Genomic DNA, 15526 nt, shown 5'->3' on the forward strand with positions numbered 1-15526 from the left:
TTGGATTATCGGATTTCAGAAACGGTAACGGTGTGTTTGCTGCGTTGAATGCCGTACAGCGACGTTTTTCCCGCCACCGAGCGGTCAATGGCAATGCCCTGCCCTTCAATAGGTGCCGGCAATGTAGTGATATGCTGCAAAGTATAGCCCGATTTCGGCAGTTTCAGGACGTATACCTCCGCGCGGTCATGGCCGGTGCAGTACAGCAAGCCGTCCGCGCCCCAGGCTCCTCCCGAATTGCTTTTAGGCGTAAACAAATCGACCAGGTTCTTCGGAAAAACCCACGCCTCCACCTGCCGCCATTCCAGGTCACATTTCACCAGCGACGTCCACCGCACATCCCGCCCCTCACTCGCTTCTTTTCCCGCATAATGCGCGAAACCGATAAACCAGTGCCCGTCCTTCTGATCCAGCCAGGTGAGCGAACCGTGCTGCGCAATGCCGAAACTGTGGGTATCAACGTGCGTCAGCGTTTTCACGTCGAATATTTCGACCGAACTCGTCATCGGGATTTCGGGATAATTGGAGTTCGCGCAATACAGCCGCCCTTTGATTACGACCCCGCTATTCAAATGGACTATCCCTTCTTTCGTCCCATCCCACGTCGCGACAAGCTTGCCGTCGGTTTTGGAATGCTTCGTAATGGTGCTGTTATTGATCACGTAGAAATGCAGGGCGTCGACCGCCACCGCCTGCTTGGCTTCCTTTACATCAAATGTCTTCGCGGGCATGAGCGTCTGCGAAAACGCCGGAACGAGCGTGAGCCAAAACAATGGAAAGGTGCAGGATAACAGCGTTTTAAAAAATGCCATAAGGGTATACATGTTTTCAAATCCTAAAAGTAGCGAAAGGAGGCTTTTTCTACTTTATGAGAATGTTACGAGCACAAAATCGTTCGAACGTAAACGTTCGGACGCGCTATTTGCAGGCCTCGGGCCGGTCCTGCATGTCCGATCGGCCCGAGGCCTGCGAATAGTTTGTTTGAAGGTTGATCTTCAAACCATACTTTTATCAATTAGCCTGAAATACTTCAAACACAGTAATGCAAATACAACAACATCGATTTCCATTTGTCATGCATTCCCAAACCCGCTTCAAGGCATTTATTACCATCCTGCTTTTCCTGGCGATCTATTTTCAAAGCGTTGCACAGTCCATTGACCTGAAAAATGCGACGTGGATCATTTCGCCGGGCATTACTTCACCTATGAAAGAAACGGCACCGGCGGTGTTAACAGAGGAAATCGCGAAACGGACGGGTATAACGCTTAAAAGTGCCGCGGCATGGCCCAAGGGTAATGCTCCGGTTATTGCATTTGCATTGGCATCGGACAAAACCTTGCTATCGCGTAATGTGCCAGCAAGCGACGAAAACAGCGCGGAATTCAAGCCGGAAGGCTACCGGATTGTGACTGAAACGGCAGGCGCGAACAAGACCGTCTGGATCATCGGCGCCGATGCGCGCGGCGTGCTTTTCGGTACAGGATATTTGTTGCGGCATCTGAAAATGAGCAAGGCATTTATGGGGAAACCGCTTCTGGAACTCGCCGGGCCGACCAAGGTCGCATCCTCGCCTGCCTATCCGATCCGTGGGCACCAGCTCGGCTACCGGTCCACTGCAAATACATATGATGCCTGGACCGTCGCGCAGTTTGACCAGTACATCCGCGAACTCGCTGTTTTCGGCAGCAATGCGGTGGAAGGTATTCCGTTCCATGAGGACGACAAACCAAGCCCGCATTTCAAGATTCCGGCCAGGGAAATGCGCATTAAAATGAGTGAAATATGCCGTAAATACGACATGGATTACTGGGTATGGACGCCCGCGACATTCGAACTGACGGACAAAACAAAGCGTCAGGCTGAGCTGGCCCTGCATGAGCAATTTTATAAAGAATGCCCCCGCCTCGACCATATTTTCTTCCCCGGCGGCGATCCAGGCGACAACCACCCATCCGAAGTGTTGCCTTTCCTGAAAGAACTGCAAACCATACTGGTGAAATACCACCCGAAAGCCAAAATGTGGATTTCGCTGCAAGGCTTCGACACCGAACAGATCGATTATTTTTACAAATACCTTGAAACAGAAAAACCGGCCTGGCTGCAAGGCGTGGTATCCGGCCCCGGCAGCCCGCCCATGGCCGAAACCCGCTACCGGTTACCGAAGCAATACCAGCACCGCCAGTACCCCGATATTACGCATTCCGTGCGCTGCGAATTCCCGGTCGAAAAGTTCGATCAGGCGTTTGCATTGACGCTCGGCAGGGAGTCCGTCAATCCGCGGCCTTTTGCATTTGCCAAAATCCAGGAGAAATATGCCCCCTTCACGGATGGTTTTGTTTCCTATTCCGACGGCAGCCACGACGATGTAAACAAGGTGCTTTGGAGCATGCGCTCATGGGATCCGCAGGCGGATGTGCACGGGATCATGGAGGAGTATTCGGCCTTTTTCTTTAATCACACGGTGGCGTCGGCTGCCGCAAGCGGTATCGAAGGACTGGAACAGAACTGGAAAGGGCCATTGACCGAAAACGGGGGCGTGGAAATGACTTATCTGAACTGGAAAGGGCTCGAAAGTTCGGAACCGAGTTTAAAAGATAACTGGCGTTGGCAAATGCTGGTGTTCCGGGCCTACTATGATCAGTATACCCGTCTCCGTTTGATTCATGAGCAAAAAATGGAACGTGATGCGAACAAGGTTCTTGCAGCGGCCAACCAAGGCAATCTCCGCCAGGCCATGGATTCATCGCTGGAAATCGTGAACAGACCAACTCCCAACCTGCTGGCAAAAGACCTTCGCAAGTGGCTCGAAAAGCAAAGCGATGCCCTCTATACCTCCATCGGCCTGCAAACCAGCACCGAAAAACACAAGCCAAGAAACCCGGAACGCGGCGTGGTGATGGATTTTGTGGATTACCCGCTTAACAACCGCTGGTGGCTGGCCGATGAATTCGAGAAAATCAAAAAAATGACTGATCCCGACCAGCAGTTAGCGAGATTGAAAACGATCGCATCTTGGGAAAATCCGGGACCGGGAAGTTATTACGATGATATTTCCAGTGTAGCGAAAGGGCCTCGCGTCAAAACAATTTCGGAGGATGCAACCGATGTGGCATGGTGGGATAATGGCATGAGCCGCAAAAGGCTGTCGACCCAACTTTTCCAACGCGAGCCGGAACTGGATTATGAAAACCTCGATCCTCGCGCACGCTACATCATACGCGTAGCGGGCGAAGGCGACGCACTCCTGCGTGTGGATGGGCGAAGGCTCTCACCTATCGTTTACAACAAAGAGTCGGAAACATTCAAAGAATGGATTGTGCCGCTAAGCCTCACCCAGGACGGCAAGATTTCGGTCACCTTCGATGGCCCGGAAGAATCGCAGCTGAACTGGCGGAAGCAATCGAAGATTTCGGATGTATGGTTGTTGAAGCAGCCGTAACGTGCTCCGGAGGAGCATCCTGTTTATAGAAATTGAAGGTCGGTTATATTTGACGTCTCCGGAGGAGACTCCTACGGAGTCCGAACGGTATTCGTGGCCAATCTTGCTATAAACAGGAAGCCACTCTGTGGCTAGTCGTGAATACCTAAGAACCGGTTCCTGACGAGCAGGCAAGCTCCCAACAATCCAGCATCCTCGCCTAGTCTGGAATGCATCAGCCTGGTGTCATTATTAACCAGGCTCAGCGAGTATTTATTAATGGCTGTTTTAATAGGCAAACCTATATAATCACCGGTAGCAAGCAGGCCGCCTCCAAGGATGACCAGTTCAGGATTGAAAACGTTGATCAGCGAAGCGATACCCCGGCCGATATTGTCGCCCAATTGCGCGATAAGTTCGATGGCAAGCACGTCGTCCGCAATGGCTGCCTCGATGATATCGTCCATGGTAATGCGGTCGGGCTCGGCTATTTTGGTCGTAATGAGTGAAGAAGAGCCTTCCCGGATCTTATCACGGAACATTCTTTCCAATGCCCAGCCGGCGGCTTCGGTTTCCAGGCAGCCTTTTTTACCGCATCGGCAAATGTATTCGTTCTGGAAAACCGGCATATGCCCAAACTCCCCGGCGTAACCCGATTTCCCATAATACAACTCGCCGCCCATCAGGATTCCCACTGCGATGCCGTAGTCCAGGTTCAGGAAAAGCACGTCTTTTTCATTTTCAACGGCTCCGAGACAAAACTCGCCGTAAGCCATCGCCCGGGAATCGTTTTCGAGAAATACGGGAAAGCCTATTTTCTCCTCGACAATCTCGCTCAGCGGACGATCGTCGAAATGGAAGTAACTGTAACTGTGCCCGGTGCGATAATTAACCCGACCCGAGAGATTGATACCCACCCCTTTGACCCGGTCTTTCGGAACAGAAAGTCCGTTGATAAAATCGAGGATATGACCACACAGCGTGTCCCGCGATTCGACGGCATTGGTCAGCTCATAGTCCATTTTACCAGAGTTCCTGACCAATGTTTTGTCCAGATTCAGCAAACCGATCGTAATGTGGCTTTGCTTCACATCCACGCCGATAAAATAGGCAGCCTCCGCGGCAACGCCGTATAAATTGGGCTTGCGCCCCCCGGACGAATCAACTTTTCCGTAATCGCTCACCAGACCCTCATTTCGCAGCTCGTTCACCAGCACCGTCACCTTGGGAACGCTGATATTCAACCGCTTCCCCAGCTCAGGCAGCGTCATACTGCCATGATTGGCCAGATACCCGAGGATGATTCCCGCGGGGTCTTTGGTTTTATAGTTGGCTGCAACGCGAAGGGGTCTGCTCATAGGGTGTAAAAACAAATGGGGCGGCTAAATTAAGGACATATTTACTTTGTTTTATATCCGTTCAAGCCAAAAAAGAGGATGAAAACATAGCACAGCAACGGCAGCATAAAAGCGACCTGCCAATTGAAATGGTCAATCAGGACGCCCTGCAAAAATGATATGATCGCCCCGCCGACGATGGCGGTGGACAGCCAGCCGGAAGCCCTGGTCGCATGTTCTTCCAGCCCTGCTACGGACAAGGAAAAGATCGTCGCGAACATGATGGAATTGCACAACCCGACGGCTACCATGGTCCAGGCGGCCAGCATTCCGGTGCTTGTAATGGAGACGAGGATCAACACGACGGCCGCAATGGCACAAATGCTCAGTACCAGCGGTGCCCGCACGATTTTCAGCACGCCGGCTCCTGCAAACCGGCCCACCAGCATGCTCCCCCAGTATAATGCGACGTAGGTGACAGCCTCATTCTCCACAATGCCCGCCGTATCGGCAATATAATTGGTTAGAAAAGAGCCAATGGAAACCTCCGCACCTACATAGCAGAACAACGCCACCAGACCGAACCGCAAGTTCCGGAAACCGAAAATTCCTGATTGCTCATCTCCGCTATCAGCTGCCTGCGAGACCGGAGAAGGTAATTTCAGCTGGCTGATCACAAAGGCAATCACAATCACCAGGGCGGTAATGCACAGGTAAGGCAGCCGCACAGCTTCGCTGGATTGCATACCATCGCGAACCTCCGAAAGAATATAAGATGCCCCCAGCAGCGGCGCCACGGTAGTTCCGAGTGAACCCAGTGCCTGAATGAGGTTGAACCGGGAAGATGCGGTTTCCGGCGGTCCGAGCAAGGTAATATAGGGGTTCGCGGCCACCTGCAAGAGTACAATGCCGATCGCGAGTATAAAGAGCGCCGCCAGAAACAGGTAATACTGGTGCATCAGCGACGCCGGGAAAAATAGGAACGTTCCCACCGCCGCGATCGCGAAACCGGCTACCATACTCTGTTTAAAACCAAATTTACTGACAATAACCCCGGCGGGAATCGACATCACCCCGTAGGTCACAAAGAAGTAAAATTGCACTAGCGCCGATTGCGTATAATTCAGCTGGAAACTGCTCTTAAAAAACGGCACGAGGGTATCGTTGAGGCAAGTAATGAGCCCCATCATGAAATACAAAACGGCGAGCGTCACCAACGCGGGCCGGTAACTTTGCCCGTCGGCAATGCCTGCAGGCTGGGTGGCGGCAACTGGAACCTGGGCCATAGTCAGACGTTTAAGGACACTTTCGATTGAATGGCTTCCAACGTTTTCCAGCATTGGTACAATCCGCGCGGCACGTGGAAGCAACCCTTCCATTTACCGCCTTTCAATGTCAGCAGCGGCTCGCCCTGGCGGTTGAGGTAACCGAACCATTCGCCGTATTCGGGATCCGGGAAATGGCTCCACGTGTATTCATGCATGCGCTCAAACCAGTGTGCGCAGCGCTCGTCGCCCGTGTGCAGGTAGCCTTTGAGCAGCGTGATAAGCGTTTCCATATGCACCCACCAGAGCTTCTGGTCCCATTCGAGCTGTTGGGGCGGGTTCCCTTTTACATCCATAAAATAGAAGATCCCGCCATGTTCATGGTCCCAGCCGTATTCCACCAGCTGAATCGCGATATCGACCGCCCGCTGTGCCAGCTGCTCGTCGGAAGTACGTTCGGCCAGGTCCATCATAAACCACATCGATTCCAGGCCATGGCCGGGGTTAACCAGCCGACCCTCGAACGAATCCGAAAAAGAACCGTCCGGACTGACATTTTCCAGGATTACACCCAGCTCGGGCTTATAAAACTTGTTCATCACGGTGTCGATACCGCGTTCGATCACTTCGCTCACCAAGGCCGGTTCCAGCAACGACTCGATTTCCAATACCAGGTTACACAGGATCATCGGCAGGGCGAAACTTTCCAGCGGCCGCGCACCGGGCACAGCCTTGCTGTAAATCCCTTTCGGGTTGCCCTGCCTTTTCAAAATATTGTAAAAAGTGTCCGTGGCAATGGTTTTGAATTCCGCATTGCCCGTAGCCTTATACAGCTGGCCGAATGCCATGGTAGCAAAGCAATCCGAAAAAATACTATGCGGCTGCATAAGCGGATTCCCATAGCGGTCCAGCGAAAAATACCAGCTGGCGCGGACGTCTCGCCCGTGCCCATGCTCACGCCCATGCTCCTGCAAAAATTTCGCACCCGAAAGCGCCATATCCAGCCACTCCTGCCGTGCCTCCACCTGATTGTACAGCATGGCAAAGCACCATACCTGCCGGCATTGGAGCCAAAGAAATTTATCGGTGTCGAACACCTTCCCCTCGCGGTCGAGGCAGGTGAAAAATCCACCCGATTCGCGGTCGGGGGAATTTTTCATCCAGAAAGGAATCACATCGTTCAGCAGTGCGTGACGGTACTGGTCAATATACTTTTCGGGTTGCATGAAAGGTTAGGTTAAGGTTCAGGAATAGTCCTGCATTTTAAAGGTTAGGGATTAAAATCGTTTTCGAAGTACATCCAATCGATATGGAACAGCGCCCCTTTGGCCTTTTCATTCCTGAAAACCAGGTAAAGGTCCTGCACGCCCTTGCTACCGCTTACCGGCAACAATACTTCTTTCCAACCGGCTTTGAGGTCGTCCAGCCGCCCGCCGGGAATCTCTACTTTGCCCAGCAGCTGGCCTTCACGACCTCCCTGGCGCAACTCGATCGTACCGCCGGCGCCGTGTTCCTGAATGCGCAGACGGATATTGCGGATGTGCGTGAGGTCAATCTGGTTGAACCGCGTATATTTTCCATTGGTAATGTTCGCGATATAGGAAACGTAGCCGGTGTTTTGAGTCGCGATCACCACACCCACATTCCCTTCCTGGTAATCCTCCATTTGCACCAGCGGATTACGCAGCACAATATGGCTGGCTGTCTTTTGCGGACCGATACCATTCGCGCCCTTATCGGTGTAGGAAGCCTGCAACACGTAAGCGCCCTCGTTGCCCTTACCAATATGCTCCGTCAGTTTCAGCTGGGCTGAAAGCGGCGTCTGCTCCGCATTTTTGCCCAATGAAAGAATATAACCCGCTATTTCCTTCGCATCTTTCTCGGGCAGATCGGCATGAGGCGGCATTGGGTAAGAACCCCAGTTTCCGCTCCCGCCGGTAATGATCTTGCGCGCAAGCATATCCGCAGCGCCTGCATTACCCGTGTATTTTTTGGAAATATCCTTCAATGCCGGGCCAATCGACTTGGTTTCCAGCGTGTGGCAAGCCTTGCAATCGAGCGAAGCGTACAATTTCGCCGTCGCTGCATACCGGATATTCTCCGCTTCCGAGCCCGACAACGCTCCGGCAAGGTCTTTTCCGAAAGCGAGGTAGGTGAAGCCCGCATGAATTTTGGCACGCTGGATATTGCCGTCTTCCTTGTCCGTAACCTTGATACTGTAATCAAACGGAGCATTATCCCAGTAAAAACTGCGGTTCGCCTTCGTCTCGATTTTTACATCCGGCGGCGTGTTCCCGATCTTGAATTCGGTGGTAGCGGTTCCCTTTCCCCCGTTCTGGTCGGAGACGGTCAATACCACATTATAAGTGCCGGGTTTGGTAAAGGTGTATTTGATCTCTTCGCCCGCGAGTTTTTTAGTCCCGATCTTCCACTCGTAGGTCAGCTTATCGGCGGCATCGTAATCTTTCGAACCTTTGGCCGAAAGCGTAGCTGTAAATGGTGCGGCCCCGATGGTCTTGCCTGTCGTCACTGCCGCTATCGGATTGCGGTTACCCTCGGCATACTCCACCCGGATAATGCCCGAATCGGTATTACGTGCAAACCAATTGGTACCGTAAGCGAGCAGGTAAATGGCCCCGTCGGGCGCGATTTGCATGTCAATCGGTGCGACAACCTTCAATTGAGGAAGGAACGGCTCCATGCTTACGTAGTTGCCATTCGCATCCATAGTCACGGCCATGATCCATTTCCGTATCCATTCAAAGATGAAGAGCTTACCATTGTAGTATTCCGGCAGCTTGTAAGGCGCATTAGGATATAAATCACTGTAATACACCGGGCCGGCCATCGCGCTGGCGCCACCTTTGCCTACCAACGGGTATTTCTTAGACGGTCCTTTTCCGTACCAGATGAACGCAGGCTGGGCAGGAGGCAGCTCGCGGATTCCCGTGTTATGCGGCGAATCGTTGATCGGCTTTTGCGGGTCCTTCCCCGGACCTTCCTTTTTTGTTGCGAAATCGTAATCGGGAAACACCTCATTATCACCCAAAAAATAAGGATAGCCGAAGAAGCCGGGCTTGCGGGCCTGGTTGATTTCATCGTAACTCATTTTGCCCTCGCTACCGGGCACCTCGGTATCAGGGCCTACATCGCCCCAATAGAGGTATTTAGTCTTCGGATCGACGGAAATGCGGAACGGATTCCGCACACCCATCGCATAAATTTCAGGCTTGCCCTGCGAACCATCTCTGGGAAAAAGATTACCATCGGGAATGGTGTAAGTACCATCCGCTTCCGGCTTGATCCGCAGGATTTTACCCCGGTAGTCATTGCTGTTGGCCGTAGCAGCCTGATCGTCCGATAGCTCGCGACCTGGCCGCTCGTCGATCGGTGTATGCCCCTCGATTTCCTCGGCATTGGTATTATCGCCGATCGAGAGATAGAGCAACCCGCCCGAAAACGTGAGGTACCCCGCCGAATGGCAGCAATATTTGCGCTGGGTAGGCACCTCCAAAAGGACTTTTTTAGACTCCTGGATCAGGTTCTGCCCTTTCAGCTCGAAGCGCGCCAAATGGCTGACGCTCTTCTCGCCGCCAACGCCGTAGTAGAAATAAATCCAGTTATTCTGCTTGAAATCCGGGTCAACGGCGACGCCGAGCAGCCCGTCTTCGATACCGCTGAAAACATTGAACTGCGCTATCGTCGAAAGCTCTTTGGTGGCATTGTTGAAATAGCGTACCGCCCCTTTCCGTTCAGCCACCACCATGTCGTAGTTCGGCAGGATCGCCATTTCCATCGGCTCATCGAGGCCCGACACGAGTTTGGTGTATGTAAACCGGCTCGAATCCGGCCCTTCCGAAACACCGGCCATGCGAACCGGCCGTGCATTCTCTACATCCCGGAACAACGGTTTGTCGTTCCGGCCCACCGAAGCCAGGCACAGCCCTCCGGCAAACAAAAGACCTATGGAAGATTTCAGTTTTTTCACCCAATAAACTTAATAAAATGATTTATGAAATATGGCGATATATTGTAATTAATTCTGAATTAGTAATTATCACGAATTGCCAGGTGTTGTCAAGAATGGTCAGGTGTTGTCACGTGTTGTCAAGAATTGTCATAGCGCCTGGTCAGGGATCACCAAGGGCTATCTAACTATTCCTCGCCCACGACTACACCTGAAAACACATGGCCAAACCTGACAACCCCTGACCACATTTGGCTATTCACTCATTAGTCTAATAGTTCGGATTCTGCACAATCGAGCCTCCCGAGCGGTCGATCTCCACCTGCGGAATAGGGAATACCTCGTTTTTCCCTGCCGTGAAATTCCCGCCTTTACCATTCGAGAACGGTTTGGCGGCATAGGCCTTCATGGTCGGCACGAGGGTGTTCCAGCGCATCAGGTCATACAGGCGATGATACTCCATGGCCAGCTCTACACGGCGTTCGTGCCGTACGGCTTTCCGCAGGTCATCGCCCGCTTTCACGTCAGGCAACTGTTTTTCAGCCACTTTCAAAACCCGCGATGCCGCTTCCATATCCTTCCTTGCCGAAGTAGAAGCGCGTTTACGTACCTGGTTAATGTAGCCGGCCGCTTCGCTCTTATCCCCTCCGCTCTCGATCAATGCCTCCGCATACATCAGCAGCACGTCGGCGTAGCGGATCGGGTGGTAAGTCCAGGCATCATTCCCCCAACCTTGCCCGCGGCGCGATTCCGGCAGATACACTTTCCGGCTGTGGTAACCGGTATTCGGGTAGGTCGAAAAATCCAGCACCTCTTTCGTACCATTCGCCTTCGGAAACTGGTCGCCCGATTGCAGCACCGTATACAACAGCCGCGGATCACCCTCTTCGAACTCATTGACAAGGTCTTGCGTCGGCAAATCGAAACCCCAGCCGCCGGTTGCTCCACGCGGTGAACAGTACACATTAATGGTGCTACCATAAATCGGTATCGCCGGATCATCGCCCATGATGATTGAAAACACGGCTTCCTTAGTCTTATACCCATTTTCCAGGAATATCTCCTGGTACTGGGGATGCAAAGCAAATGCACCCGAGTCGATCACCTTCTTTGCGGCGTCACGCGCCTTGGCAAAAAGTGCGGGATCATCTTTGGCAAAAAACAAGTAAGCCCTCGCCAGCAATGCCCAGGTAGCCTCTTTGGTAACCCTCCCGACTTCGGAAGCCTGCAACTTGGCGGCCGAAAGCATGGCCGGATCATTCGCCGCAGCCGTAAGTTCGGCTTCAATGAACTGAAACACCTCCTTGGCCGATGCGCGATTCAGTTTGGTACGGTCGTCCACAGTGAGTGTTTTCGTCACCAGGGGTACACCGCCAAAAACCTCGGCGAGTTCAAAGTAGAAAAATGCCCTCAAAAACCGGATTTCTGCCAGGTAACGACTCTTCTGAACAGGATCGAGCGGTGCGCCGCTCGCGTCGATGAGATTTGCCTCGGGCAGGCGCTCCAATGACACATTACAGTTCCCGATGGCGCTGTAACGCGCTGTCCAGTAACCCGCAAGCGTTTCGTTGGACGAAAGCGCGCGCCCAAAACCGAGGTCGGTTACGAACGGGCGGTCGCCGGCGTCGGAACCACCCTTGTCGGCATCGTCCGTAGCCATATTACCCAGTTCGGCCCGGGCCGCCTCATAGCCCCAGAAGTTGCCCACAAAACCCCGGTAACAGGTCACCAGCGATTTAAATCCCGCATCGGGCGATTTATAAAATGTTTCGTCGGTAAGGTTGCCCGGAGGCGTGCGGTCGAGGAATTCTTCGGAACAGGACGTCCCGCCCAGCACCAGGCACGACGCGAGCATTATGATTGATAACTTTTTCATAGTGAATATTTTAGAATTTTGCATTGATACCAAACATCCATGTACGCGCCTGCGGGAAGTACCCCTGATCGATCCCCGTCAGCTTGGGATCCGCCGAGCCCATTTCCGGATCGAGGCCGCTGTATTTGGTGATCGTAAAGAGGTTTTGCGCGCCTACATACAACCTCACCTGCTTAATTTTTGCTTTTTGCAACAAACCTTCCGGCAAGCTGTAACCTAGCTGAACATTCTTCATGCGCAGGTACGAGCCGTCCTCCACGAAATACTGGGACACATTGGTGTTCAACCCGGCATTCTGCGAGATTTTATAGTATTGGTTGGTGCTACCGGGGCCATTCCAGGCCTTTTCGAGGAAACCTTTCGGCGCATTGTACCAGCCCGTACCCGATTCGGTGTCGTAACGAAGGATATTCATCACATCGTTACCCTGCGAGCCCTGCACAAATGCGCTGATATCAAATCCTTTGTAAGCCGCATTCACGGTAAGCCCGTAAATGAAGTCCGGCCATGGGTTACCAATTTTCGTCCGGTCATCAGCATTGATCAACTGATCGCCATTGATGTTTTTGAAACGAATATCTCCTGCCGTCGAAAGGCCTTTCTGTGCACTGGCATTAACCTCATCCTGCGTCTGGAAAATACCGTCGGTCTGCCATCCGAAATAGTAACCCACAGGCATCCCCTCCTCAGTTTTGGTAATGGTTTCACCCAAATGCGCCGTCGAATAGATCGGCTCACCGCCGCCGAGTGTGGTAACCTTGTTGCTGAAAGTAGAGAGCGTAGCCTTGATACCATACTGAAAACCAGCCACTTCATCATCATATCCGATCGCAAAGTCCCAGCCCTTGTTCACCATCTTACCAGCATTCGACCAGGGAAAATTGGGGTAGCCCAATGTAGTCGGCAGAGGCACGATAAGCAGCATATTATCAACTGCCTTTTTGAAGTAATCCGCGGTGAGTATCAGTTTGTTATTCAAAAACGCGAGATCTATACCGATATCGGTCTGGTTGGAAGTCTCCCATTGCAGCATTGGGTTCCCGATGCTGCCGCGACCCGCGCCCATGTACCAGGTCTTGTTATCCCCAAAAAGGTAACGGCTGTTATTACCGTAAGTCGACAGGTAAGCACCATTCGCGATGTTCTGGTTACCGATTTGCCCGTAGCTGGCACGCAGCTTACCTTCCGAAAGCCATTTCAGCCCGGCATCTTTGAAAAACTCCTCATTGGTGAAATTCCACGCTGCCGACACCGAAGGGAATGTACCCCAGCGGTAATCCTTCGCAAAGCGGGAAGTACCGTCACGGCGCACATTAGCTGTTAATACATATTTACCTCCAAATGAATAGCTTACCCTTCCGAAATAGGAGTTCAGTGCATTGGAATAAGTGTAACCTGAGGCTCCCGGATTGATCGTTGCGGCATTGATAATCCGCATATCTTCCTCGTTATTCACAGCCCCCTGCTTGGAAGCACCGTACTCCAATCCTTTCGTGAGCTCCGCCGAAGTACCAGCGAGCACATTCAGGCGATGCTGCCCCCATACCTGATCAAATGCCAGCGTATTCTCCCAAACGAAATAGTTGGACCAATAAGAATAGTTACTGATCGTGTTGTAAGTCGCGTAATCATACCCATTGAGGTAATATTGCGGCGTAAAGCCCTTGGATAGGCCCCTGTGAATATCGAGGCCAAAATTGCTGCGGAATTTGAGCGGCTCGAAAATTTTAACTTCCAGATTGGCACCGCCTTTCATGCTGATACCCTCCCAGATACTCTGCCGCATCCGCTCGATCTGCCCTACCGGGTTCGGTTTATTGGAATACAATATCCCTGCGTACCGCGAAAACGGGTTGCTGGCATCATACCCCTGCATAATCGTCTGGTAAAAAGATGGAACATCGCGCAGATTATCGCGGTAAACGGGCGTGATCGGATCGGCCGTCATCGCGCTGAAAATCGTCCCGGAATAAGGATTGTTCTCATCGATATTGCGGCGACTTTCGTAAACCACGGCAATATTGCTACCCAGGCGCACCCGCTCGTTGATGTCCGCATTCACATTGTTCCGCCACGAAATGCGACGGTAATCCGAACCGCGAACGATCCCTTTCTGGTCCATGTAACCCAATGCCGAAGCAAAATCGACCTTTTTACTACCACCCGAAACCGTGATGTTGTAACTCTGTACCGGCGCATTTTCATGAATAATCTGCTTCCACCAGTCGGTACCATTGGGACCTGTATTCGTACGTACAAAGTTGAGCGCCTGTGTTTTCATATCCGGAGAAATCGGCGGAGTAACGCCTACCGCTTGGGCTGCACGGTTTTTATAATCGATAAACTCCTCCGCATTCAGCATATGCGGGCGCTTCCAGGGCGATTGCAAGCCGTAATAGCTATCGAACGAAACGCTCATCGACTCTGATTTGGAACCCTTTTTGGTGGTGATGATCACCAGACCATTCGAAGCACGCGAACCGTAAATGGCAGCGGCGGATGCATCCTTATGAATATCCATCGTCTCGATATCGTTCGGATTCAACCATCCGATCCCCGTTTGAGGTAGTCCGTCGACAATGTAGAGCGGCTCATTGGAGTTATTGATCGAACCGATCCCGCGTATACGCACGATACCCGCAGAGCCCGGGCTCCCGCTCGACTGCATCACCATCACGCCCGCAGCCTTGCCTTGCAACGCATCCGTAGCAGAGCGCACAGGCATATTCCGAATCTCGTCACCCCCAATCGAGGCCACCGAGCCCGTCACATCCTTTTTGGAAACAGTACCGTATCCCACGACCACCACCTCCGAAAGCGACTTCGAGTCCGTCGAAAGCTTCATATCGATCACCGAACGGTTTTCCACGGGTGTCTCAGCCGACAGGTAGCCGATAAACGAGAAGACCAACGTCGCATTCTCTGGCACGTTAGGTAGCTCATACCGCCCCTCCCCATTTGTGGTTGTACCTGTACCCGAGCCTTTTACAATCACGCTGGCACCAGGTAACGGCTCGCCCGAAACGGCGTCGGCTACCACACCGGAGACAGTCAGCGCTACATTCGCGACCTTACGTTCCGCCGCACCCTTAAACAGGGAGGCCAGGGTATTCACCGGCTGCGTCGATTGCAACTGACTGGTCGGCTGCTGCTCCAACGATGTTTTCCGCTCTGCATCGGGCCGGTCACCGGTCTTTTCGGTGGATTCGTCTTTAATATAGATCACATAGAAATTGTCGCGCAGCTTCTTGAAAGACAAATTATTAGGTTCCAGAATTTTACGCAGCGAGTGTTCCAGCGAGCCAGCCTTGCCGGATTCCTTCACGGTTTTACCGTTGACATAGCCCGAGTTGTACAGGAAGGATACATTGAATTGTTTTTCCAGCTCACGAAGTTTCGATTCCAGGGTTACCGCCTGGCGGGGCCGGGCGTCGCCCCCGGAACTGACGGAGGCAAGCCGCGAAGGGGTCGCCTTCGACGGGGTCGCCTTCGACAGCGCAACGTCTTGCGCGTGCGCCGCAAACACGGCACAACAGCAAATGGCGATCAGGTTAAGAGTAGTGAACAGTCGTTTCATAGGCGAAAGCGCTTTAACAGGGTTTGTTTAAATGGCCAAATTCCGAACGCGTACCACATTATTTCGCGATTCTAAACATAGAG

8 protein-coding genes are annotated in these 15526 nt (G+C 52.5%); 1 reads left to right on the top strand and 7 read right to left on the bottom strand.

The features are described 5' to 3' along the window. Positions 1 to 5 precede the first annotated feature (5 nt). Positions 6 to 812: a hypothetical protein gene (locus tag CLV60_RS17795; protein WP_106596723.1), complete on the bottom strand. Its 807-nt coding sequence runs from the start codon at positions 810 to 812 to the stop codon at positions 6 to 8. A 263-nt stretch (positions 813 to 1075) separates the two neighbouring features. Between CLV60_RS17795 and CLV60_RS17800 the strand changes: the two genes are divergently transcribed. Then, positions 1076 to 3442 (top strand): PDZ domain-containing protein, encoded by a 2367-nt coding sequence (locus tag CLV60_RS17800; protein ID WP_106596724.1) that lies wholly within the window; start codon positions 1076 to 1078, stop codon positions 3440 to 3442. Between the two features lie 131 nt (positions 3443 to 3573). Here the strand turns inward: CLV60_RS17800 and CLV60_RS17805 are convergent, their stop codons facing one another. From CLV60_RS17805 to CLV60_RS17830, 6 genes are all read right to left on the bottom strand, one after another. Further along, positions 3574 to 4779: an ROK family transcriptional regulator gene (locus tag CLV60_RS17805; protein ID WP_106596725.1), complete on the bottom strand. Its 1206-nt coding sequence runs from the start codon at positions 4777 to 4779 to the stop codon at positions 3574 to 3576. Between the two features lie 41 nt (positions 4780 to 4820). Continuing rightward, complete coding sequence (locus CLV60_RS17810) at positions 4821 to 6044, bottom strand: sugar MFS transporter (protein ID WP_106596726.1); 1224 nt, start codon at positions 6042 to 6044, stop codon at positions 4821 to 4823. A gap of 2 nt (positions 6045 to 6046) precedes the next feature. Further along, positions 6047 to 7249 carry a n-acyl-d-glucosamine 2-epimerase gene (locus CLV60_RS17815; RefSeq protein ID WP_106596727.1) on the bottom strand — a complete coding sequence of 401 codons (1203 nt, stop codon included), beginning with the start codon at positions 7247 to 7249 and terminating at the stop codon, positions 6047 to 6049. A gap of 44 nt (positions 7250 to 7293) precedes the next feature. Then, the gene (locus CLV60_RS17820) at positions 7294 to 10011 is read right to left on the bottom strand and encodes a PQQ-dependent sugar dehydrogenase (RefSeq protein ID WP_229211020.1); all 2718 of its coding nucleotides are present in this window, start codon (positions 10009 to 10011) and stop codon (positions 7294 to 7296) included. A gap of 250 nt (positions 10012 to 10261) precedes the next feature. Then, positions 10262 to 11866, bottom strand: coding sequence for a RagB/SusD family nutrient uptake outer membrane protein (locus CLV60_RS17825; protein WP_229211021.1), 1605 nt, complete (start codon positions 11864 to 11866; stop codon positions 10262 to 10264). Positions 11867 to 11876: 10 nt separating this feature from the next. After that, entirely contained in the window at positions 11877 to 15443 is a 3567-nt protein-coding gene (locus tag CLV60_RS17830; RefSeq protein ID WP_106596729.1) for a SusC/RagA family TonB-linked outer membrane protein, read from the bottom strand. Positions 15444 to 15526 lie beyond the last annotated feature (83 nt).

The sequence above is a fragment of the Dyadobacter jiangsuensis genome (genome assembly GCF_003014695.1).
Taxonomy (GTDB): Bacteria; Bacteroidota; Bacteroidia; order Cytophagales; family Spirosomataceae; genus Dyadobacter; species Dyadobacter jiangsuensis.

Bases quoted from the DNA above. Each gene is read 5' to 3' on its own strand.
- CLV60_RS17795 (WP_106596723.1), bottom strand. From the start codon at position 812: ATGGCATTTTTTAAAACGCTGTTATCCTGCACCTTTCCATTGTTTTGG.
- CLV60_RS17800 (WP_106596724.1), top strand. From the start codon at position 1,076: ATGCATTCCCAAACCCGCTTCAAGGCATTTATTACCATCCTGCTTTTC.
- CLV60_RS17805 (WP_106596725.1), bottom strand. From the start codon at position 4,779: ATGAGCAGACCCCTTCGCGTTGCAGCCAACTATAAAACCAAAGACCCC.
- CLV60_RS17810 (WP_106596726.1), bottom strand. From the start codon at position 6,044: ATGGCCCAGGTTCCAGTTGCCGCCACCCAGCCTGCAGGCATTGCCGAC.
- CLV60_RS17815 (WP_106596727.1), bottom strand. From the start codon at position 7,249: ATGCAACCCGAAAAGTATATTGACCAGTACCGTCACGCACTGCTGAAC.
- CLV60_RS17825 (WP_229211021.1), bottom strand. From the start codon at position 11,866: ATGAAAAAGTTATCAATCATAATGCTCGCGTCGTGCCTGGTGCTGGGC.
- CLV60_RS17830 (WP_106596729.1), bottom strand. From the start codon at position 15,443: ATGAAACGACTGTTCACTACTCTTAACCTGATCGCCATTTGCTGTTGT.